Source organism: Vreelandella rituensis (assembly GCF_003336665.1).
Classification (GTDB): domain Bacteria; phylum Pseudomonadota; class Gammaproteobacteria; order Pseudomonadales; family Halomonadaceae; genus Vreelandella; species Vreelandella rituensis.
This window is the reverse complement of record NZ_QPIJ01000006.1, coordinates 23,024-43,228: the sequence shown is the minus strand read 5'-3', so window position 1 is coordinate 43,228 and position 20,205 is coordinate 23,024. Positions and strand designations below refer to the sequence as shown.

33 protein-coding genes are annotated in these 20,205 nt (G+C 57.5%); 24 read left to right on the top strand and 9 right to left on the bottom strand.

Features of this window, described 5'->3' with window-relative positions; genetic code table 11:
* Positions 1-8: 8 nt before the first annotated feature.
* From rplP to DU506_RS04555, 22 genes are all read left to right on the top strand, one after another.
* Positions 9-422, top strand: a complete 414-nt coding sequence (gene rplP / locus DU506_RS04660; RefSeq protein WP_114485781.1) for a 50S ribosomal protein L16 — start codon at positions 9-11, stop codon at positions 420-422.
* The gene (gene rpmC, locus DU506_RS04655; protein ID WP_114485780.1) at positions 422-613 is read left to right on the top strand and encodes a 50S ribosomal protein L29; all 192 of its coding nucleotides are present in this window, start codon (positions 422-424) and stop codon (positions 611-613) included. Before rplP ends, rpmC begins: the two co-directional genes overlap by 1 nt.
* Before the next feature lies 1 nt (position 614).
* The gene (gene rpsQ / locus DU506_RS04650; protein ID WP_114485779.1) at positions 615-875 is read left to right on the top strand and encodes a 30S ribosomal protein S17; all 261 of its coding nucleotides are present in this window, start codon (positions 615-617) and stop codon (positions 873-875) included.
* A gap of 50 nt (positions 876-925) precedes the next feature.
* The gene (gene rplN, locus DU506_RS04645; RefSeq protein ID WP_096276513.1) at positions 926-1,297 is read left to right on the top strand and encodes a 50S ribosomal protein L14; all 372 of its coding nucleotides are present in this window, start codon (positions 926-928) and stop codon (positions 1,295-1,297) included.
* Positions 1,298-1,311: 14 nt separating this feature from the next.
* Entirely contained in the window at positions 1,312-1,626 is a 315-nt protein-coding gene (gene rplX, locus DU506_RS04640) for a 50S ribosomal protein L24 (RefSeq protein ID WP_114485778.1), read from the top strand.
* An 18-nt stretch (positions 1,627-1,644) separates the two neighbouring features.
* Entirely contained in the window at positions 1,645-2,184 is a 540-nt protein-coding gene (gene rplE / locus DU506_RS04635) for a 50S ribosomal protein L5 (protein WP_114485777.1), read from the top strand.
* Between the two features lie 10 nt (positions 2,185-2,194).
* Positions 2,195-2,500 carry a 30S ribosomal protein S14 gene (rpsN, locus tag DU506_RS04630; RefSeq protein ID WP_114485776.1) on the top strand — a complete coding sequence of 102 codons (306 nt, stop codon included), beginning with the start codon at positions 2,195-2,197 and terminating at the stop codon, positions 2,498-2,500.
* A 33-nt stretch (positions 2,501-2,533) separates the two neighbouring features.
* On the top strand, positions 2,534-2,926 hold the full coding sequence (gene rpsH, locus DU506_RS04625; RefSeq protein WP_114485775.1) for a 30S ribosomal protein S8: 393 nt from the start codon (positions 2,534-2,536) through the stop codon (positions 2,924-2,926).
* Between the two features lie 9 nt (positions 2,927-2,935).
* Positions 2,936-3,466: a 50S ribosomal protein L6 gene (gene rplF, locus DU506_RS04620; protein WP_114485774.1), complete on the top strand. Its 531-nt coding sequence runs from the start codon at positions 2,936-2,938 to the stop codon at positions 3,464-3,466.
* A 9-nt stretch (positions 3,467-3,475) separates the two neighbouring features.
* A complete protein-coding gene (gene rplR / locus DU506_RS04615) occupies positions 3,476-3,826 on the top strand; it encodes a 50S ribosomal protein L18 (protein WP_114485773.1) in 351 nt (116 codons plus the stop codon).
* 11 nt (positions 3,827-3,837) lie between these two features.
* Positions 3,838-4,338, top strand: coding sequence for a 30S ribosomal protein S5 (rpsE, locus tag DU506_RS04610; RefSeq protein WP_114485772.1), 501 nt, complete (start codon positions 3,838-3,840; stop codon positions 4,336-4,338).
* 5 nt (positions 4,339-4,343) lie between these two features.
* On the top strand, positions 4,344-4,526 hold the full coding sequence (gene rpmD, locus DU506_RS04605) for a 50S ribosomal protein L30 (RefSeq protein WP_114485771.1): 183 nt from the start codon (positions 4,344-4,346) through the stop codon (positions 4,524-4,526).
* A gap of 3 nt (positions 4,527-4,529) precedes the next feature.
* Positions 4,530-4,964 carry a 50S ribosomal protein L15 gene (gene rplO / locus DU506_RS04600; protein WP_114485770.1) on the top strand — a complete coding sequence of 145 codons (435 nt, stop codon included), beginning with the start codon at positions 4,530-4,532 and terminating at the stop codon, positions 4,962-4,964.
* Positions 4,965-6,296 carry a preprotein translocase subunit SecY gene (gene secY / locus DU506_RS04595; RefSeq protein WP_114485769.1) on the top strand — a complete coding sequence of 444 codons (1,332 nt, stop codon included), beginning with the start codon at positions 4,965-4,967 and terminating at the stop codon, positions 6,294-6,296.
* A gap of 28 nt (positions 6,297-6,324) precedes the next feature.
* Positions 6,325-6,438 (top strand): 50S ribosomal protein L36, encoded by a 114-nt coding sequence (rpmJ, locus tag DU506_RS04590; protein WP_009099023.1) that lies wholly within the window; start codon positions 6,325-6,327, stop codon positions 6,436-6,438.
* Between the two features lie 122 nt (positions 6,439-6,560).
* Complete coding sequence (gene rpsM, locus DU506_RS04585; protein ID WP_114485768.1) at positions 6,561-6,917, top strand: 30S ribosomal protein S13; 357 nt, start codon at positions 6,561-6,563, stop codon at positions 6,915-6,917.
* A 39-nt stretch (positions 6,918-6,956) separates the two neighbouring features.
* Positions 6,957-7,343: a 30S ribosomal protein S11 gene (gene rpsK, locus DU506_RS04580; protein ID WP_009723883.1), complete on the top strand. Its 387-nt coding sequence runs from the start codon at positions 6,957-6,959 to the stop codon at positions 7,341-7,343.
* Positions 7,344-7,355: 12 nt separating this feature from the next.
* The gene (rpsD, locus tag DU506_RS04575; RefSeq protein ID WP_114485767.1) at positions 7,356-7,976 is read left to right on the top strand and encodes a 30S ribosomal protein S4; all 621 of its coding nucleotides are present in this window, start codon (positions 7,356-7,358) and stop codon (positions 7,974-7,976) included.
* Between the two features lie 100 nt (positions 7,977-8,076).
* Positions 8,077-9,072: a DNA-directed RNA polymerase subunit alpha gene (locus DU506_RS04570; RefSeq protein WP_114485766.1), complete on the top strand. Its 996-nt coding sequence runs from the start codon at positions 8,077-8,079 to the stop codon at positions 9,070-9,072.
* Between the two features lie 39 nt (positions 9,073-9,111).
* A complete protein-coding gene (rplQ, locus tag DU506_RS04565; RefSeq protein ID WP_114485765.1) occupies positions 9,112-9,498 on the top strand; it encodes a 50S ribosomal protein L17 in 387 nt (128 codons plus the stop codon).
* 305 nt (positions 9,499-9,803) lie between these two features.
* Positions 9,804-11,168 carry a D-alanyl-D-alanine carboxypeptidase gene (locus tag DU506_RS04560; RefSeq protein ID WP_114485764.1) on the top strand — a complete coding sequence of 455 codons (1,365 nt, stop codon included), beginning with the start codon at positions 9,804-9,806 and terminating at the stop codon, positions 11,166-11,168.
* 80 nt (positions 11,169-11,248) lie between these two features.
* Positions 11,249-12,127 (top strand): DMT family transporter, encoded by an 879-nt coding sequence (locus DU506_RS04555; RefSeq protein ID WP_268877302.1) that lies wholly within the window; start codon positions 11,249-11,251, stop codon positions 12,125-12,127.
* On the opposite strand, the gene thiE is transcribed toward DU506_RS04555, so the two are convergent.
* The 4 genes from thiE to DU506_RS22075 form a co-directional block, all read right to left on the bottom strand.
* A complete protein-coding gene (thiE, locus tag DU506_RS04550) occupies positions 12,124-12,750 on the bottom strand; it encodes a thiamine phosphate synthase (protein ID WP_114485762.1) in 627 nt (208 codons plus the stop codon). The two genes, DU506_RS04555 and thiE, sit on opposite strands and share 4 nt — an antisense overlap.
* A complete protein-coding gene (gene thiM / locus DU506_RS04545; protein ID WP_114485761.1) occupies positions 12,740-13,549 on the bottom strand; it encodes a hydroxyethylthiazole kinase in 810 nt (269 codons plus the stop codon). The genes thiE and thiM overlap by 11 nt, the downstream gene beginning before the upstream one ends.
* Before the next feature lie 43 nt (positions 13,550-13,592).
* Positions 13,593-14,957, bottom strand: coding sequence for an RNA-guided endonuclease IscB (gene iscB / locus DU506_RS04540; RefSeq protein ID WP_114485760.1), 1,365 nt, complete (start codon positions 14,955-14,957; stop codon positions 13,593-13,595).
* A 392-nt stretch (positions 14,958-15,349) separates the two neighbouring features.
* Positions 15,350-15,511 (bottom strand): hypothetical protein, encoded by a 162-nt coding sequence (locus tag DU506_RS22075; RefSeq protein ID WP_235825443.1) that lies wholly within the window; start codon positions 15,509-15,511, stop codon positions 15,350-15,352.
* A 127-nt stretch (positions 15,512-15,638) separates the two neighbouring features.
* Here DU506_RS22075 and gloA point away from each other — a divergent pair, with 127 nt between their 5' ends.
* Together gloA and DU506_RS04525 are read left to right on the top strand one after the other, a co-directional pair.
* Entirely contained in the window at positions 15,639-16,172 is a 534-nt protein-coding gene (gloA, locus tag DU506_RS04530; RefSeq protein ID WP_114485759.1) for a lactoylglutathione lyase, read from the top strand.
* Between the two features lie 24 nt (positions 16,173-16,196).
* Complete coding sequence (locus tag DU506_RS04525) at positions 16,197-16,565, top strand: DUF6164 family protein (protein ID WP_114485758.1); 369 nt, start codon at positions 16,197-16,199, stop codon at positions 16,563-16,565.
* A gap of 3 nt (positions 16,566-16,568) precedes the next feature.
* Here DU506_RS04525 and DU506_RS04520 read toward each other — a convergent pair whose 3' ends face one another.
* The 5 genes from DU506_RS04520 to DU506_RS21585 all read right to left on the bottom strand — a co-directional run bounded on the left by DU506_RS04520 (position 16,569) and on the right by DU506_RS21585 (position 20,199).
* The gene (locus tag DU506_RS04520; RefSeq protein WP_114485757.1) at positions 16,569-17,252 is read right to left on the bottom strand and encodes a cupin domain-containing protein; all 684 of its coding nucleotides are present in this window, start codon (positions 17,250-17,252) and stop codon (positions 16,569-16,571) included.
* A gap of 142 nt (positions 17,253-17,394) precedes the next feature.
* Positions 17,395-18,405, bottom strand: a complete 1,011-nt coding sequence (locus tag DU506_RS04515) for a metal ABC transporter solute-binding protein, Zn/Mn family (RefSeq protein ID WP_114485756.1) — start codon at positions 18,403-18,405, stop codon at positions 17,395-17,397.
* A gap of 24 nt (positions 18,406-18,429) precedes the next feature.
* Positions 18,430-19,320 (bottom strand): metal ABC transporter permease, encoded by an 891-nt coding sequence (locus DU506_RS04510; RefSeq protein ID WP_114485755.1) that lies wholly within the window; start codon positions 19,318-19,320, stop codon positions 18,430-18,432.
* The gene (locus DU506_RS04505; protein WP_235825442.1) at positions 19,304-20,050 is read right to left on the bottom strand and encodes a metal ABC transporter ATP-binding protein; all 747 of its coding nucleotides are present in this window, start codon (positions 20,048-20,050) and stop codon (positions 19,304-19,306) included. The genes DU506_RS04510 and DU506_RS04505 overlap by 17 nt, the downstream gene beginning before the upstream one ends.
* Positions 20,050-20,199: a hypothetical protein gene (locus DU506_RS21585; RefSeq protein ID WP_181870691.1), complete on the bottom strand. Its 150-nt coding sequence runs from the start codon at positions 20,197-20,199 to the stop codon at positions 20,050-20,052. The genes DU506_RS04505 and DU506_RS21585 overlap by 1 nt, the downstream gene beginning before the upstream one ends.
* Positions 20,200-20,205: the final 6 nt, after the last annotated feature.

The following is a 20,205-nucleotide window of genomic DNA, read 5'->3' as shown; positions in this document are numbered from 1 at the left end:
GCGAGTCGATGTTACAGCCCAAGCGCATGAAATTCCGCAAGATGATGAAAGGCCGCAACCGTGGTCTGGCGCATCGCGGAAGCAAGATCAGCTTCGGGGAATACGGCCTCAAGGCTACCGGTCGCGGCCGCGTTACTGCGCGCCAGATCGAAGCCGGCCGTCGTGCGATCACCCGTCACGTTAAGCGTGGCGGCAAGATTTGGATCCGCGTCTTCCCTGATAAGCCGATTTCCAAGAAGCCGCTCGAAGTTCGTATGGGTAAAGGGAAAGGCTCGGTCGAGTACTGGGTAGCCCAGATCCAGCCGGGTCGGGTCCTGTATGAGATCGAAGGTGTTTCGGAAGAGTTGGCGCGTGAAGCGTTCACTCTCGCTGCACAGAAGATGCCCATATCCACCACCTTTGCGAAACGGACGGTGATGTGATGATAGCCAACGAAATTCGTGAAAAGTCAGTCGGCGAACTGCGTGAGCAGCTCCTCGAACTCCTCCGCGAGCAGTTCAACCTGCGCATGCAGAAGGCCACCGGCCAACTCAGCCAGACTCATCTGCTCAAGCAGGTCCGTCGGGATATCGCCCGCGTGAAGACTGTGCTTAACGAGAAGGCAGGGGACTGAGATGGCCGAAGAGAAAAAAACCCGGACGCTCACCGGCAAGGTGGTGAGCGACAAGATGGACAAGTCCATCGTTGTAATGATCGAGCGTCGTGAGCGTCACCCGATCTACGGAAAATACGTAAAGCGCTCCACCAAGCTGCACGCCCATGATGAAACGAACCAGGCGAAGGCAGGCGATACGGTTTCCATACAGGAATGCCGTCCGCTTTCCAAGAAAAAAGCTTGGTCGCTCGTCGAGGTGGTTGAGCAGGCGAAGGGCTAACGCCCAGGTCTGTGAAACCAGTGCAGTCAGATTAGGTTTGGAGAAAACCGATGATTCAGACTCAGACAATGCTGGATGTCGCCGACAACAGCGGAGCGCGCCGGGTGCAATGCATCAAGGTGTTAGGCGGTTCACACCGTCGCTACGCTCGTATTGGTGATGTCATCAAAGTAACGGTGAAGGAAGCTATTCCGCGCGGCAAGGTCAAAAAAGGCCAAGTGCTGAAAGCGGTAGTGGTTCGGACCCGTAGTGGCGTCCGTCGTCCAGACGGTTCGCTGATCCGTTTCGATGGAAATGCGGCTGTTTTGTTGAACAACACCAACGAACAACCGATCGGTACCCGTATCTTCGGGCCGGTAACTCGTGAACTTCGCAATGAAAAGTTCATGAAGATCATTTCCTTGGCGCCTGAAGTGCTGTAAGGAGCGAGGCGGATATGCAAAAAATCAAACGTGACGATGAAGTCATCGTCATCGCCGGGAAGGATAAAGGCAAGCGTGGCACGATCAAGCGGGTATTGGAAAACCGCTTTGTCGTGTCCGGTGTGAACATGATTAAACGTCACACCAAGCCGAATCCCATGGCGGGAAATCAGGGCGGTATCGTCGAGCGCGAGGCTCCGATTCACGCGTCCAACGTGGCCATCTTCAATTCGGAGACCGGTAAGGCGGATCGCGTCGGCTTCCAAGTGAAGGAAGACGGTACCAAGGTACGTATCTACAAGTCGACGCAGACGCAGATCGACGCCTAACGCGAGTCGGGTAGCAAAATGGCGAACTTGAAAGAACGTTATCAAAACGAGGTAGTAGCTCAACTCCGTGAGCAGTTTAGCTACGCCAACGTGATGCAGGTACCCCGGGTCACGAAAGTGACACTGAACATGGGTATCGGCGACGCGGTCAGCGATAAAAAGCTGATCGACAATGCCATCGGTGACCTGGAAAAGCTTTCCGGTCAAAAGCCGTTGGTGACGAAGGCACGCAAGTCCATCGCGGGCTTCAAGGTGCGTGAAGGTTGGCCAATCGGCATCAAGGTGACCCTGCGCGCTGAGCGCATGTGGGACTTCCTGGACCGCTTGGTGAACATCGCGATACCTCGCGTGCGTGACTTCCGTGGTCTCAACCCGAAGTCCTTCGACGGTCGCGGCAATTACTCCATGGGGGTGCGTGAGCAGATCATCTTCCCGGAGATCGAGTATGATAAAATCGATCGCATTCGGGGGCTGGACGTCACCATCACCACTACAGCCAACACCGACGAGGAAGGTCGCGCATTACTTACCGCGCTGAACTTCCCGTTCAAGAAATAAGGTTGGGATCATGGCAAAGAAAAGCATGGTAGAGCGTGAGCTCAAGCGTACGCAGTTGGTGGCAAAGTATGCCACCAAGCGTGCCGAGCTCAAGAAAATCATCTTGGATGTGAATACTTCTGAGGAAGACCGTTTCGAGGCGACGCTGAAGCTACAGCAGCTACCGCGCGACTCGAGCCCGGTACGCCAGCGTAACCGCTGTCGTATCACCGGTCGTCCGCACGGCTTTTACACCAAGTTCGGCCTCGGCCGTAACAAGTTGCGTGAAGCCGCCATGCGTGGCGATGTCCCTGGGCTGAAGAAGTCCAGCTGGTAACCGTCACGTAGCATTATCAGGAGCGCACATTAAATGAGCATGCAAGATACTCTGGCGGATATGTTGACTCGTATCCGCAATGCGCAGATGGCCACCAAGGAGACGGTCACCATGCCGTCCTCCAAGCTGAAGGTCGAGGTGGCCCAAGTGCTGAAAAACGAGGGCTACATCACCGACCTCGCGGTAAGCGAAGGCGTCAAGCCCGAGCTGACCGTGACTCTCAAGTACTTTGAGGGCAAGCCGGTAATCGAACATCTGCAACGGGTTTCCAAGCCTTCTTTGCGCCGCTATAAGGGCAAAGACGATTTGCCCAAGGTCGCCGATGGTCTGGGTATCGCGATTGTCACTACCTCCAACGGGGTAATGACCGATCGCGCCGCACGTCAGGCGGGTGTCGGTGGCGAAGTCATCTGCACCGTATTCTAGGAGGCTGATATGTCCCGTATAGCCAAATATCCGGTTAAAGTGCCTACCGGTGTCGACATCAAGATTGATGGCGACAAGCTGACCGTCAAAGGCGGCCAGGGCACGCTGTCCATGACCATTCACCAAGATGTGGTGATCGGTCAGGAAGACGGCAAGCTGACCTTCGCCCCAAGCGAAAGCGCCAAGAGCTGGGCGATGGCCGGTACTACCCGCGCCTTGGTTCAGAACCTGGTCACGGGCGTATCCGAGGGCTTTACCAAGTCGCTCGAAATCATCGGCGTCGGTTATCGTGCCCAGGCCAAGGGCCAGACGCTCAACCTTTCACTGGGCTTCTCGCACCCGGTCGACTACGAACTGCCTAAAGGTGTTACAGCGGAAACGCCGAAAAACACCCTTATCGTGCTGAAAAGCGCCGATAAGCAGGCACTCGGTCAGTGCGCCGCGGAAATCCGCGCCTTCCGTCCGCCTGAGCCCTATAAGGGCAAGGGTGTTCGGTACGTCGACGAGCAGGTGCGTCGCAAAGAAGCCAAGAAGAAGTAAGGCAGGGTTATGAACGCGAAGAAAGAATCTCGTCTCCGTCGTGCCCGCCGCGCTCGCGCCAAGATCCGCGAGCTGGGCGTGTATCGCCTGTGCGTCAACCGTACCCCGCGTCACATCTATGCGCAGATTATCTCGCCGGATGGTGGCAAGGTGCTGGCCAGCGCTTCTACGCTGGACAAGACGCTGCGCGAAGGTGCGACCGGTAATTCAGAGGCAGCCACGAAAGTGGGCGCCCTGATCGCCGAACGTGCTAAAGAAGCAGGCATCACCCAGGTGGCCTTCGACCGTGCTGGTTTCAAATATCACGGTCGCGTCAAGGCTCTGGCCGACGCCGCTCGTGAAGGCGGCCTGGAATTCTAAAGGGTTTTACGATGGCGAAGAACGAACAGAACAACGGCGATCTGCAAGAAAAATTAGTGCAGGTCAACCGTGTCGCCAAGGTGGTCAAGGGTGGTCGTATTTTCGGCTTCACCGCTTTGACTGTCGTTGGTGATGGTAAAGGTCGTGTCGGTTTCGGTCGTGGCAAGGCGCGTGAAGTGCCTATCGCGATTCAGAAAGCGATGGATCAGGCCCGTCGCAACATGGTCAAGGTCAACCTCAGCGGCCATACGCTGCAGTACCCGGTAAAGGCCCGTCACGGCGCCTCCAAGGTGTACATGCAGCCGGCTTCTGAAGGTACCGGGATCATTGCCGGTGGCGCCATGCGCTCCGTGCTTGAACTGGCTGGCGTCCATGACGTCCTGGCCAAATGCTACGGTTCCACCAACCCGGTGAACGTGGTACGGGCGACTGTAAAAGGTCTCGCGTCCATGCAAGGGCCGGAAGACGTGGCCGCCAAGCGCGGTCTGTCAGTCGAAGCGATCACGGGGTAAACACCATGGCAGCAACGATCAAGGTTACCCAGATCCGCAGTACCATCGGCATCTTGCCCAAGCACAAGGCCACAATGAAAGGCCTGGGTCTGCGTCGCATCGGTCACACGGTTGAGCTGGAAGACACCCCTGCCGTGCGCGGCATGGTCCACAAGGTGACTTACCTTGTGCGCGTTGAGGGAGAGTAATCCATGAAACTCAATACTTTGAGCCCGGCACCGGGCTCCAAACACGCCGCAAAGCGGGTTGGTCGTGGTATCGGCTCCGGTCTGGGTAAGACCGGCGGCCGTGGTCACAAAGGGCAAAAAGCCCGGAGTGGCGGAAGCGTCAAGCCTGGTTTTGAAGGCGGTCAGATGCCTTTGCAGCGTCGTTTGCCGAAATTCGGCTTCTCGTCTGCGAAATCGCGTGTATCTGAAGAAGTCCGTCTGGATGAGCTTGCCAAGGTTGCCGGTGACGATGTCACTCTGGAAACCCTGAAGCAGGCAAATGTGCTGAAGGATGCCACGCTGCATGCGAAAATCATCCTTTCCGGCGAACTGAACAAGGCGGTTACAGTGCGCGGTATCAAGGTCACCCAGGGTGCCCGTACCGCAATCGAAGCCGCCGGTGGCAAGGTAGAGGACTAAATGGCCAAGTCAGGAAACATGCCGGCGACAGGCAGCGGTCTGAGTGAACTGTGGGCGCGTTTGCGCTTCGTGCTCCTCGCCATCGTGGTGTACCGTATCGGTGCCCACATCCCCGTGCCCGGTATCAATCCTGACCAGCTTGCTGCCTTGTTCAGGGAGCAACAGGGCACCATCCTGGGCATGTTCAACATGTTCTCGGGTGGTGCGCTGGAGCGCATGAGTGTTCTCGCCTTGGGCATCATGCCTTATATCTCGGCGTCGATCATCATGCAGCTATTGACTGCGGTTTCACCCCATCTTGAGCAGCTCAAGAAGGAAGGTGAGGCTGGCCGCCGCAAGATCAGCCAGTACACGCGCTACGGCACAGTATTGCTGGCGTTCGTGCAAGCCACCGGCATGTCGGTCGGGCTGGCGAGCCAAGGCATTGCTTATAGTGCTGACTTCAGCTTCTTCTTCACCGCGGTCGTGACGTTTGTCTCGGGTGCGGTGTTCATGATGTGGCTGGGGGAGCAGATTACCGAGAAGGGAATCGGCAACGGTATTTCGCTGCTGATTTTCGCCGGTATCGTCGCCGGGTTGCCCAGCGCCGTGGGTCAGGCTTTCGAGCTTGCCCGCAACGAAGGTGCCTGGAACGTGCTCCCGCTGTTGGCACTGACTGTGCTAGGTGTCGCCACCGTGGCCTTCGTGGTATTCATTGAACGCGGCCAACGCCGTCTGAAAGTGAATTATCCACGGCGCCAGGTTGGCAACAAGATGTATGCGGGACAAAGCAGTTATCTTCCTCTGAAGGTCAATATGGCCGGGGTTATTCCCGCCATCTTCGCTTCCAGTATTCTGCTGTTTCCAGCCTCTATCGGTCAGTGGGTAGGTGCTGGTGAAGGCATGGAGTGGTTGCAGCGTGCCTCTCAGGCTCTCGGGCCCGGGCAGCCGCTTTACATCTTGCTTTTCGCGGCGGCAGTGGTATTCTTCTGCTTCTTTTACACAGCGCTGGTCTTCAACCCCAAGGATGTGGCTGACAATCTCAAAAAGTCAGGTGCCTTCCTGCCGGGTATTCGCCCCGGCGAGCAGACCGCTCGTTATATCGACAAGGTCATGACTCGTCTGACCTTGTTCGGTGCCTTGTATATCACTGCGGTTTCCCTGATGCCCCAGTTTTTGATCGTGGCGTGGAACGTACCGTTTTTCTTCGGTGGTACGTCGCTTCTGATCGTGGTGGTGGTCATCATGGACTTCATGGCCCAGGTGCAATCGCATCTCATGTCGAATCAATATGACTCGGTGATGAAGAAGTCCAACCTGAAAGGCTACGGTAGCGGCGGCATCATGCGCTGAAAGCGCCGCAGGCCGATTGGAGAGAACGATGAAAGTTCGAGCTTCCGTAAAGAAAATGTGCCGTAACTGCAAGATCATTCGTCGCAATGGCGCTGTCCGCGTCATCTGCATCGAACCGCGGCACAAGCAGCGTCAGGGCTGAGCCCTACACTGTTTTAAGCGGGCGCCGGCATGCCTCTTGCCTCAAGGTGAGTTAAGGGGTATGCTGTTGCGCCTTTTGTAGATGAACAATCGAGCAAGCCGCTCAAATTTCGGAGTAAGCTGATGGCCCGTATTGCAGGCGTCAATATCCCGGACAACAAGCATGCGGCGATCTCGCTGACCTATATCTTCGGGATTGGCCGTACTCGCGCACAGGCACTATGTGTTGCGACCGGCATCGCGCCGACCACCAAGATCCAGGAACTTTCCAGCGAAGAGCTGGACACCCTGCGTTCTGAAGTCGGCAAGTATACCGTTGAAGGTGACCTTCGTCGTGATGTGACGCTTAATATCAAGCGTCTCATGGACTTGGGTTGCTACCGTGGTCTGCGTCATCGTCGTAGTCTTCCGCTGCGTGGTCAGCGGACCAAGACTAACGCGCGTACCCGTAAGGGCCCGCGTAAGCCGATCCGCAAATAACACGCACGTTCTGGCGTAAAGACAGGAATAGACATCAACATGGCTAACCCGCGCAGTAACCGTAAAAAGGTTAAAAAGCAGGTAGTGGATGCGGTTGCGCATATCCATGCCTCTTTTAACAACACGATCGTGACGATCACAGACCGCCAGGGCAATGCTCTTTCTTGGGCAACTGCCGGTGGTTCGGGTTTTCGTGGTTCTCGCAAGAGCACCCCGTTCGCTGCTCAAGTAGCAAGTGAACGTGCAGCTACCGCTGCAGCCGAGTATGGTGTGAAAAACGTCGACGTGCTGGTCAAAGGCCCAGGTCCTGGCCGTGAATCCGCCGTGCGCGCACTGAATGCCGCCGGCTTCCGCGTGCAAAGCATCACCGACGCGACGCCCATTCCCCATAATGGCTGCCGTCCGCCGAAGAAACGCCGCGTTTAAGGAGACAGATTCATGGCTCGTTATATTGGACCCAAGTGCAAACTGTCTCGTCGGGAAGGTACCGATCTCTTTCTCAAGAGTGGTGTAACTCCCTTCGAGAAGAAGTGCAAATCCGAGCAGATTCCGGGTGTGCACGGCCAGCGTCGTCAGCGTCTTTCCGACTACGGCTTGCAGCTTCGCGAGAAGCAGAAAGTACGTCGTATGTATGGCGTACTCGAAAAGCAGTTCCGCAACTACTACAAAGAAGCCGCTCGCCTGAAAGGCGCCACCGGTGAAGTGTTGTTGCAGCTGCTTGAATCCCGACTGGACAACGTCGTCTACCGCATGGGCTTCGGCTCGACTCGCTCTGAATCGCGTCAGCTGGTCAGTCACAAGGCGATCTCCGTCAACGGACGCACCGTCAACGTGGCTTCCTATCAGGTTAAGCCCGGCGATGTAGTTTCCGTTCGCGAGAAGGCGAAGAACCAGGTCCGCATTCAAAGCGCATTGTCCATCTCGGCCAATCGTGGTGATGTGGTCTGGATCGAAATCGACGCCAAGAAGATGGAAGGCACTTTCAAGGCTCTGCCTGAACGCGGTGACCTGTCTGCCGACATCAACGAAAACCTGATCGTCGAGCTGTACTCCAAGTAAGCAGTTTTCTGCTTCTTGTTGACCTGGCGGTACATGATTTGTATCCGTCGGGTCATCTCCGAGTACCAAGTATCCGTTTGGCAGCCTGAAAGGTGTTCATATGCAGCGTTCAGTGACAGAGTTTCTCCGTCCGCGCGACATCAAGGTCGAAGAAATCAGCGCACATCACGCCAAAATCGTGCTCGAGCCTTTCGAGCGTGGCTTTGGCCACACCCTGGGGAATGCACTGCGTCGCATTCTGCTCTCGTCCATGCCCGGCTGTGCCGTGGTGGAAGCCGAGATTGCGGGTGTCGAGCACGAGTACAGTGCGATTGAAGGGGTGCAGGAAGATGTTATTGAAATCCTCCTGAACCTGAAAGATGTCGCGATCAAGATGCACAGCCGCGACGAGGCGGTGCTCTCGCTGAACAAGCAGGGCCCGGCCGTCGTGACTGCGGGTGATATCACGCTTGATCATAGCGTCGAAATCGTTAACCCGGATCACGTCATTGCCCACGTCAACGAAGGTGCCGAGCTCAAGATTCAGCTCAAGGTCGCCTTGGGTCGTGGTTACGAGCCGGCTGATACTCGCGGTTCCGATGAGGAAACCCGAGCGATTGGTCGCCTGCAGCTGGATGCCACCTTCAGTCCTGTCCGTCGTGTTTCCTATTCCGTGGAAGCTGCCCGTGTCGAGCAACGTACCGACCTGGACAAGCTGATCATTGATCTGGAAACCGATGGAACCTTGGATCCGGAAGAGGCTATCCGTCGGAGTGCGACCATCCTGCAAGAGCAGCTGGCCGCGTTCGTCGATCTGGAAGCCGACAAGGAACAGGAAGTCGAAGAGGAAGAGGATCATGTCGATCCCATCCTGCTGCGCCCCGTAGACGATCTCGAGTTGACCGTTCGCAGTGCCAACTGTCTGAAGGCCGAGAATATTTATTACATCGGCGATCTGATCCAGCGTACAGAAGTAGAGCTGTTGAAGACGCCGAACCTCGGCAAGAAGTCCTTGAATGAAATCAAGGATGTGTTGGCAGCGCGTGGTCTGTCCCTAGGCATGCGGCTGGAAAACTGGCCGCCGGCTAGCCTGAAGGACGACAAGGCCTCCGCGTGAGCGTCGACTTGAGTCCCAGTTTGGTAAGGAATCACAACCATGCGTCATCGTAAGAGTGGTCGTCATCTGAATCGCACCAGCTCGCACCGCAAGGCCATGTTCAAGAACATGTCCGTGTCTCTGGTCGAGCATGAAGTAATCAGAACAACCCTGCCCAAGGCCAAGGAACTGCGTCGTCACCTCGAGCCGCTGATCACCCTGGCCAAGCAGGATAGCATCGCCAACCGTCGTTTGGCATTTGCTCGCACGCGTTCCAAGGAAGCGGTGGGTAAATTGTTCAACGAATTGGGACCGCGTTATGCAGAGCGTCCGGGTGGTTACATCCGTATTCTCAAATGCGGCTTCCGCACCGGCGATAATGCCCCTATGGCATACGTCGAGCTGGTTGACCGTCCGGTTGTCGAAGAAGCTGCTGCAGAAGAATAACTCTGCGGGGCCTCACCGGCACCTATCGAAAACCGACCTTCCGGGGTCGGTTTTTTTATGCCTGAAAAGCTGGATTTTTCTAACATAAGGCTTGTGCTGGGTGGCTAATATGGCAAGGTAAGACAGTAACGTTATCCACAGGACTGTACGCGCAGCCGAATACCTTCATAATGGCCGCATGTTGGCTTGCTGTGGTTATTCGCTTGTGTAGAACATTGTTCTGTTTACTATGCTTTTGAAAACACGCTTTACCAAAAACAAGGCGCTACCAGCGCTGCCGCGATATCTTGATCCAAGGGAAACTCATGAAACCTTTTCTTGCACGCTCCCAGCCTGGCTGTACTGCTCTGCTACTCATGTTGGTTTTTTTGTTCGGATCCTTGGCGGAAGCTAATCCGCGTTATGCCGGTATCGTGGTGGACCTGGATAACGGTGAAGTGCTTTATGCCGAAAATGCCGATGCGCGGCGCTATCCAGCTTCGCTGAGCAAAATGATGACTTTGTATCTGGTGTTCGAAGCTCTTGAACGGGGCAACCTCAAGCTGAATCAGCCTTTGTCAGTTTCCAGCCAGGCGGCGGCCATGCCGGCGGTCAAGCTATGGCTGGCGGCAGGTAGCTCGATTGAAGTGGATGATGCGATTCGAGCATTGACGGTGCGCTCCGCCAATGATGTGGCGGTGGTGGTGGCGGAAGCCTTGGCGGGCAGTGAACGCCAGTTTGCCCGTCTCATGACGCAGAAAGCCCGTGAGCTGGGAATGCAGGCCACGACGTTTCGCAATGCCTCCGGGCTGCCCGACAATGCTCAGGTCTCCTCCGCACGCGATATGCTGACGCTTGCGGTTCGGGTAAAGCAGGATTTTCCTGAGTACTTCCATTATTTCGCCCTTCAGGAGTTCACTTACCGTGGAACCCGGCATACCAGTCACAACCGTCTGGTAAGCAATTACCCGGGAGCGGATGGCATGAAAACCGGCTTCATTCGGGCCTCTGGATTCAATGTGGCGACCACCGCCCAGCGTGGAAGCCGTCGGTTAATGGCCATCGTGATGGGAGGCCTTACCGCCCAGTCACGCGATGCTCACATGGCGGACCTTCTTGATCGCGGTTTTCTACGCGCCTCGTTACGTGATCGGCGTACTTGGCTTGCCAGTGCCAGTATCTCTACTGAATACATGAGCTTTCCTGCTTACCAGCCGGCTGACAACAGTCCTTCCACGCAACCGCTGATGGCCGCGGTAGAGGCTACTTCAGCGCCTGTTGCTTTCCCTTCTACGGTGGAGAATAACGCTGCCGACAGAGCGATAGCCTCCGTGTCTGCCGCTACAGCAAACCAGAATGCGCCGGTACAGGAAATGGGCTCTGCGGATGACCCAGTGGCCCGTTTCATTCAACGTGAGCGTGAGATGGCCACCAATGCCGCCTCCGGCCAATGGGGTATTCAGGTGGGTGCTTTCAGCCAGGCCGCTCATGCACGGCAATCGGCCCAGCAAGCGGCACAACGTTTGACTCAGGAATTCCACCAGGCTCGAGTCACTGTGGAGACACGGGAAGGTGGCCAGCCGATGTTCCGGGCGCGTCTCGTCGATTTCCAGGAAGATCAGGCGCGCCAGGCATGCATGCAACTTCAAGCGGGAGGCATGGACTGCATGGTAGTTAACGCCAGCCTTTAATAACCGCTTGTTTTTCACACACCCCGCCGGTTGCAAGATCGGCGGGGTGTGCGTTTCTGCCAAGAGCCATAAGGAAAAAAATGGAGTCGTCGTCGCTTAAGGGAATCGGTTGCATGTGCTTGGGGGTTTTGTTTCTGGCCTTGGGCGATGCGGTATCCAAGTGGCTGGGAGAAACCCATTCGCCCGTGCAGATTATCTTTTTTCGTACGTTGGTCTCGTTACCGCTGATCGCCTTGCTGGCCCATTTCGGGGGTGGGTTGCGCAAGCTGCGTACCCTGCGACCGGGCGTCCATTTGATACGCGGGCTTATCTATACCGGGACCATGGGATGTTTCGTGCTCGGTTTGACGTTATTGCCGCTTGCGGAAGCCACGGCGATAGCCTTCGTGGCACCATTGTTCGTGACACTGCTTTCGGTGCCGTTGCTGGGTGAGCGCATCGCGCCCCCGGTATTGGTCGCCTCGTTGGTCGGGTTTCTCGGTGTGCTGATCGTGGTGCGTCCGGGTGGTGATGCCTTTGGTCTTGGGGCACTGGCATTGATTGGTGCCGCTGTCTTTTATGCGCTGATGATGATTACCGCCCGGCGGTATGGTGCCCGTGAACACCTCTGGGCCATGGTGTTCTACATGACCCTGGTCCCGCTGATAATTACTGCCGCCATCTTGCCCTGGGTATGGCAGGCGCCGTTACCCTGGCATTGGTTGGGGTTTCTCGGGGCGGGCATATTCGGGGTAGGGGCCACCGCTTTCATCACCTTGGCGTTTCGCTTCGCCCCGGCCGCCATTGCGGCGCCGTTTGATTACACCGCCATGCTTTGGGCGGTTGGCCTGGGATGGTGGTTCTGGGGAGAAATTCCAGATGTATGGGTATTGCTGGGCAGCATCCTGATTATCGGCAGCGGCCTGGCGATTGCCTACCATGACCGCCGGACCACACTCAAACGTCGCCCCAGTGCTTAAATGGCGCTCCAGTGCTTGAGCAGCTGCCTCGCCGAAGCTTCAGGGTCGGGCTGGCCACAGAGGGCGCTCACTATTGCAGCGCCATCCACTCCCGCCTCTCGTGCATCTTGCATATGCTGGGCTTTCAGTCCCCCGATAGCCACACAGCGTAGCGGGCTTGCTTCAACCAATGCCCTGAGCCCTGCGAACCCCAGCGGTTGAGCATGATCGCGCTTGCTCCGCGTTGCGAACACCGGCCCCATGCCCAGGTAATCCAGCAGCTCGATGGGTGCCTTTTCAAGTTGCTCCGGCGTATTGATGGAAAGCCCGATGATCGCCTCTGGACCCAGTGCCGCCCGGGCTTGCTGGGCTGCGGTGTCGCTTTGCCCCACATGCAGGCCATCCGCGCCGCTGGCTAACGCCACGTTCAAACGATCGTTGATGATCAAGGGCACGCCGGTACCTGCCAATACCTCTTTTAAGCGTTTGGCCTGGTCTATCATCTCGGCATCGCTGGCGTGCTTATCGCGCAGTTGAACAATAGTGACACCGCCTTTTACTGCCGCTGCAACGGTTTCTTCCAGGCCATAGCCACGGCAGAGCGAGGCATCAGTTACTAAATAGAGCGATAGATCAAACGGCATGGATTGCCTCCATCTGTGCATGCGTGGTGAGTTCGTCAGGTGTGAGTTGATACAATGCATCCAGCAGGGCGATCTGGAAGCTACCAGGGCCTTGGGCGTTGCTGCCCGCACGCTCACCTGCGACGGCAAAGCAGGTCAGCGCAGCGCTTGCTGCACCCAGTGGCGCTTCACGATTGGCAGCCACAAATGCCGCGACGAGCGCGCTCAGCCCGCAGCCTAGCGTTGTCACACGAGGCATTAAGGGGTGGCCGCCGTTAATACGGTAGTGCTGTGCGCCATCTGTCACCCAGTCGCTTTCGCCGGTCATCGCGACAATGCAGCCGTGTTTTTGAGCCAACGCTATCGCTGCGTCCACGGCTTGGCAGATGTCGGCTGTCGAGTCCGCGCCGCGCCCTTGGCTATCTAACCCGCAAAGGGCGAGAATTTCTGAGGCGTTGCCGCGAATCACGCAAGGTTTGAAGGCAAGCAGCTTCGCACAAAGCGTTTGGCGGTAACGCGTTGCCCCAACCGCGACGGGATCTAATACCCAGGGAATAGCGTGCTGGTTGGCGGTCTTCGTGGCGGTCAACATGGCATCCGCCCAGTGGGAAGAAATAGTGCCGATGTTAATCGAAAGCCCCGCGGAAATAGCGGTGAACTCAGCCACTTCTTCAGGGGCGTGCAGCATGGCGGGCGATGCGCCGGTGGCTAACAGCAGGTTGGCGGTGCTGTTCATGGCGACATAGTTGGTGATGCAGTGAACTAGCGGCGTCTCTGCACGAAGTGCATTTAGGTAATCGCCAAACGGGCGTAAGGGCATAGTTTCCTCCCGGCAGGGAGGTGGTGAGAAGCACCACGACTCCCTACGCCGGCGTTATCCAGTTCAGGTTCAACAAACATGCGGCCGGATTCCCCCGTCTCAACGGGGCGTCAGCCAGTGATGCGTGGGAGGAAGGCCGCGACGTGGTAAGGGTTTGCTTGACCAGAAACCTGACGCGGGTCTGGTTGTGATGTAATCGCTCCAGTGTCGACAACGATACTTGCTTGTAGCTTTTACCCGGAGAGGTGATGTAACGACCATCTTTCCCTCGGACGAAAGCCATCGATGTGCCGTTGAATCCGCTGAGATAGCCTACCTGGCCCTGGAAGCGCACCGTATCCAGCCGCTTGAAGCCCTTGAGACTGACGACGTTCTTGCCGTTTCGCTTCTGCTCGCGGTTGGACTGTTTACGGCCTCGGCGGGGCGTGGCTTCATGGAGCGAACGCTTGCGTCCGCCCAGGCAGATTGTCTTGATCAGGATGCTTTTCGGCAAAACGCCCACCTGAGCGATGACCACCGCATCGTTGGCGTGGATCTTGTCGATGCCCTGGTGCTTGCGATGATGGGCCGTGAGATAGCCGAAAGTGGTCTGCACCGGTGCCAGCGTTTCCAGTTGTGCTTGCAGGTAATATTTACCTTGCTGGACGTGGGCCGCCGAGCGGAAGGACACATTCTTCTGGCGGGGCAGTACCAGGCCGTTCTTGTGGTGATCGTCGTGGCAATCACGGCAGAGGGTCATCAGGTTGCTCAGTTTGTCGCTGCCGCCGTTCGTGCGATGGATAAGGTGATGCACTTGAAGGTAGTCCTCAGTGCTACAAACGCGACAGCGATGCTTGTCCCGCGTCTTGCAGGCTGACTTGACATTCTTGTCGTATAGCAACGGCCCTTGCTGGTACGCCGTCCCGGTAATGTCCGGGTTCTCGATGGCCTGGATATCGAAGTAGGCATCCTCCAGACGGATCAGAGCCGGTGCCGGCAACGGCATTTGCGCCACGGCGCGCAGGATAGCCCCCTTCTTCGAGCGGATGGACGGGGGCAGGCGGCCTTTCTTATGAGAGGCACTGCGGTTATCAAAACGCGGCGTACGATAGCGGGTCTTGCGATGCCGACGCCCCTGGCGGTAGCTGCGCCGTGTGTCCATCTTGATCTTGATGTCCGTGCGTAGATGAATTTCTTCCTGGTAGACCACCTCATCGTTGGCCACGGCAGCGATCCCCACCACGACATTGCCATCGTCAATACCGAGAACGACCGGCTGGCCATGTTCGGTAGCAGCGTAGGTCAACTGGATGGCGAACGGCGTCCGCCGGATCACCTGGGCCTTGCCTAGCCTGAGCATCCAACGAGCCTTCGCCGGATGGGTGGGCATCAGCCAATCGCCTTGCTGACTTTTGACATAGACCCTCATGCATGACCCTCTGTCGGTCGATTGGTAAGAACGCACTGTGACATCACAGTGGTAAGGTTCGCTTCGGCCAGGTTAATCGGGCTTGTCATGCCAGGTTGACGGCCCCTTCCCCTCAGGACTGGTTACAACAAGGCGACAGAGCAAGGGACTAGCGAAACATCCCAGGGTGTCATGACCCGACTAACGTAGTGTGCCCAGAAGGCACCCTTGGCCTAGTCAACCAGGAATTGCACATCGTCCTGCAAGCCCCGCATCCATCAGCGCTGCTGATGATGCGTGGGTGATTGACAGGGTGCTTCTCAGCCCACCGTTAACGCGGGCGCCCCTGTCGAGTGATTACTATCCTTGCCTGAGGTAGCCCTGTAAAGCTCCAAATGTGGGACAACGGCACTCTAGCGAAAAGCAATCCGGGTGCCGTAGGTGAGCATTTCGTTGGGTGTAATCGCTTTGCCCTGTACGCCGATCATTTCATCACCGCACTGGTCAGTAAAGGTAAGAACCCCGTGGGTCAGGCCAAGCTGGCCGAGCGTATCGCGTATTTCATCGGTGCCCAAAAAGGTGCTGACTTTTCCTTCTGCATCTGGGGGCTAGGTGCTTGTAAGGGCTAGCATTATAGCGATAAAGCCCTCATGGTAAGCAGCATATGGACTCAATGATCAACATCAGCGACAGGAGAGCGTGATGAGTTTTCAAGGTGAGCAATATCCTGGCGTCGAAAACCCCGCACCTCAAACCCAAGGTTTTCGCTTGAATCACAGCATGTTGCGAGTCAAGGACCCGCAAAAGGCATTGGCGTTCTATTCGAAAATCCTGGGCATGCGAGTCTTGCGGCGGCTGGACTTCGAGGAAATGCAATTCTCGCTGTATTTCCTGGCGAACCTGGAAAATGCCGACCAGGTTCCCGAAGACACGGCGCAGCGCAGTGTCTGGACGTTCAATCAGAAAGGCCTGCTCGAGCTGACCCACAACTGGGGAACCGAGACGCAGGAAGATTTTTCCTACCACGATGGCAATGCCGAGCCCCAGGGCTTTGGCCATATCTGTTTCTCGGTGCCGGACCTGGAGGCCGCTCAGGCGTGGTTCGATGGGAACGACGTGGAATTCATCAAGCGTGCCGACCAAGGCAAGATGAAGGATGTCATCTTCATCAAGGATGTCGACGGTTACTGGATCGAGGTTGTCGAAGCGGCGCGAATGGGTGCCATGGGCGACTAGCCTAGGCGTGAATGGGGAGTCCTAATGGCTAAGCTTTTGTTTCGCCTGCATAACGTCACGGATGAAGAAGCCGGTGAGGTGCGCGATCTGCTGATGTCTCATGGCTTTGACACCTATGAAACCCATGCCGGATTTTTTCGCATGGGGGTGGAGGCGATCTGGCTGCGAGATGAACGCCAACTCGACCAGGCGCGTGAAGTGCTCGACGACTACCAGCAGGCACGCGGCACGCGAGTGCGGGCCGAGCACCAGGACGCCCTGGCCAAGGGGGAAGCACCTACCCTGTGGCGTCGCTTGGCCGCTCATCCCGTTCAGGTCCTGCTGGTGTTGATTGCCGTGGCATTGATCGGCGCAATTTCATTGCTGCCGTTCATGACCATGCTCGGCGATTGAGCTTCAATCGAGAGTGGGGCGTAAATGGCCGCGTTTCACATAAAACACCACGCCATCATCGCCGGCACTGAGCGTGGGGGTGGCGTCATCGGGCCAGCGTAGCCAGCTACCGCTGGGGTAATGAGTGAGGCCGGCGGTGTCCTGCGTATTTAGCTGGCCTTCCAATACCAGAATCTCCAGGCCTCCCTTGAGCGGGGTAAAGCTGATTTTTGTGCCGGCTTCCCAGCGCTCCAGGCTGACACTTTCATTCTTGTGAGTATGCAGCACCTTGTAGGCCACTCCGGGTTGCCGGTCGGGCTGCCAAGGCGAAAGCGCGCAATTGCGGGCAAAGTGCAGTGTGTCGCTGGGGTCGAACTGATGCAGCTTGACGAAAATCAAGGCACCGCTGTCGCCTACCGCCGGTGTGTGCGAGGTGCCAATCGGGTTGCGCAGGTAACTGCCGGCAGGATAACGGCCGTGTTCGTCGGCAAACTCGCCTTCCAGAACCAGGATTTCTTCTCCGCCTGGGTGCGTATGGGGCGAAAAATGGCTGTTGGGAGGGTAACGCACCAGGGAGGTCGCGCGGGCGACTTCTTCGCCTATGCGGTCGAGCCGCATGCGCTCCACTCCGGGTGAAGGGGAATCTACCCAGTGATACTCAGCGGGCGTCACGCTGGCAAAATGAGAAAAATCGGCGTTTAGACGCATGGTGGCAGAGTCTCCGTGACCACAGCGGGAGCGTCAGTTTCCTTCAAGCGGTATCCTCGATGCAACCCCCTGATATAGCGCGACATCGATACCTTGCCGACAAAAACGCCGCCCGAAGGCGGCGTTAACGCTTGTCACTGGCTCAGTGGCTGTGACCATGCTGATCGTCGTGATCGTCGTGATCGTCGTGATCGTCGTGATCGTCGTGATCGTCGTGATCCGGGTCAGCCAGCGCAGTATTAAGCATTTGGGCATTATGGCGCATCATGCCCAGATAAGTGCTGGCTTCTCCTTCGCTGGTCAAGGCGTCGGTATAGAGCGTGCCAGCAACCGGCAGACCGGTTTCCTCGGCCAATTGATTGAGCACGGAGGGACTGGTCATGTTTTCGTGAAACAACGCCTGCACATTCTGCTCGCGAATCACATCGATCAGCTGTGCCATGTTGGTGGCGCTGGCTTCCGAGGCACTGGAAAGCCCGGCCGGTGACAAGAAGCGTACGCCGTAGGCAGAGGAGAAGTAGCCGAAGGAGTCGTGCCCGGTAACCACGCTTGTCGAGTCGGGTATCTCACCGATCAAGCGGCGAATTTCCTCATCGGTGGCTTCCAGTTGATTGATGTAACGCTCGGCATTCTCGTGGTAGACGTCGGCATTTTCGGGGCTGGCTTCGACCAGCCCGTCCCGAATGTTAGTGACGTAGATTTTGCCCAAGGCCAGGTCCTGCCAGGCGTGAGGGTCGTCGTCACCATGGGCATGATCGTCGTGGCCGCCATGGCCGTGGTCGTCTTGGTCGTCGTCGTGAACATCAGCCTCCGCTGTATCGATACCTGCCGTCGCGGTCACCAGGGGGCCGCTGTAATCGCTGGCTTCGATCAACCTCTCCATCCAGCCTTCGAACTGCAGGCCGTTGAAGACCACCAGGTCAGCTTCCGAGAGTGCGCGGGCATCGCCGGGGCTGGGCGAATACGCATGGGTGTCGCTATCCGGGCCGACCAGCGATGTCACCTCGACATGCTCGCCGCCTACGTTCTTCACCATGTCGGCAAGAATACTGAAGCTGGTGGTTACCTGGACGCGTTCAGCCGCGATGGCCGCCGGCAGGGCAAGCATGGCGGAAACACCGACCAGCCAGCGTGAAGAGCAAAGGGAAAGCATGTGTTTCTCCTGAAAGGGATGAGCTTAATGGGTGTCTTCCGCGCCAAGCGGAATGACACGGCGACGAAACTTGGCGGCCAGGCTGTGATGACGTCCCACCAAGGCTGAAGCGATATAGCCGATGCCCGCCAGCAGAATAATGCTCGGCCCGGAAGGCAGGTTGAAGTGATACGACACCAACAGCCCACCGGTGCTGGCGAGCATCGCCCACACCACCGCAATGCCGATCAGCCCTTCCAGGCGCTTGCTCCAGAAACGGGCGGTGGTGGCGGGCAGCATCATGAGACCCACCGCCATCAAGGTGCCCAGCGTCTGGAAACCGGCGGTCAGGTTGAGTACCACCAAGCCGAGGAATACCCCCTGTATCACGCCGCCGCGTATTCCCTGGCCGCGTAGAAACAAGGGGTCGAGGCATTCCACCACCATGGCGCGAAACAAGGTAGCTATCAGCACCACGATCAAGCTACTGATGCTCACGATCAGGATCAGCGCGGTGGTATTGACCGCCAGGATCGAACCAAACAGCACATGCGTCAGATCCACACTGCTGCCGCCGAGCGAGATCAACATCACCCCGGCCGCCAACGACATGATGAAAAAACTGGCCATGGCGGAATCTTCACGCTGGCCGGTCATCTGCGACACACTACCGGCGAGTAGCGCCACCAACAGGCCGAACATGACCCCGCCCAGGCTCATCACCGGCAGCGAAAATCCCGCCAGCAAGAAACCCAGGGCGATGCCGGGCAATATCGCGTGAGCCATGGCATCGCCGATCAGGCTCATGCCGCGCAATACCAGAAAGACACCCAGCGGCGGAGCCGCCAGGGAAAGCGCCAGGCTGGCCACCAATGCCCGGCGCATGAAACCGTATTCGAAAGGGCTGATAAACCAGCTATCAAGCAGAGCCAACATGAATGCTATCCGGGAAGGTGAGAGGCAGGCGCGGTGCCTTGGCGGGTTGGCCGGCATAGCGGCCAAGAATTTCCTTGGGTGATGCCCAGCGACCGTGCCCGCCCGCCAGCATCAATACTTCATCGGCCAGGCGTGAAAGCTGCTCCATGTCGTGCAGCACCACCACCAGGGTGGCACCGTCCTTGGCCATGTCGTGGAAGACGTCGATCAACACATCCACGGTTTCGATATCCACGTTAGCGAAGGGCTCATCCAGCAACAGAAGCTCGGCGCCTTGCATCAAGGTACGGCCGATCAGCGCCCGCTGGCGCTGGCCGCCGGAAAGCTCACCCAACGGCCGGTGAGCCAGGTGGGAAATGCCCAGCCGCGCCATGATCTCGCGACCCTGGCGGTAATGTGCCGCGCAGTAACCCTTCAATGCGCCGTGGCTGGGCCAGGTGCCGGTCATGATCAGCTCTTCCACGCTCATGGGGAAGGTCAGGTCCAGCGCCAGTTGCTGCGGCAGCCAGGCGCGCCGCTCCTTGGGAACGTCGCATATTACCTTGCCCCCCACGGGGCGAAGCTCACCCATGATGGCTTGAATCAAGGTGCTCTTGCCCGCCCCATTGGCCCCGATCAAGGCGGTGATCGCGCCATCCAGAAAGCGACCGTCCAGATGCTCGATCACCATTCGCCCGCTCTGTGCCAGCTGAAGGTCGTGCAGCCGTAGACGTGAGTTGTTTGCTTGCATCACGGCCACCATCCGTTAGCCCAGCCCACCAGCAACCACAGCATGGCCAAGGGGATCAGCGCTAACATCAGGCGGCGCGTGGCAGACAACGACATCAAGGAAAAATGGCAAGGGCCTTCCTCCCGGTGTCGGTGGGCACGGTGAGCCATGGGAAG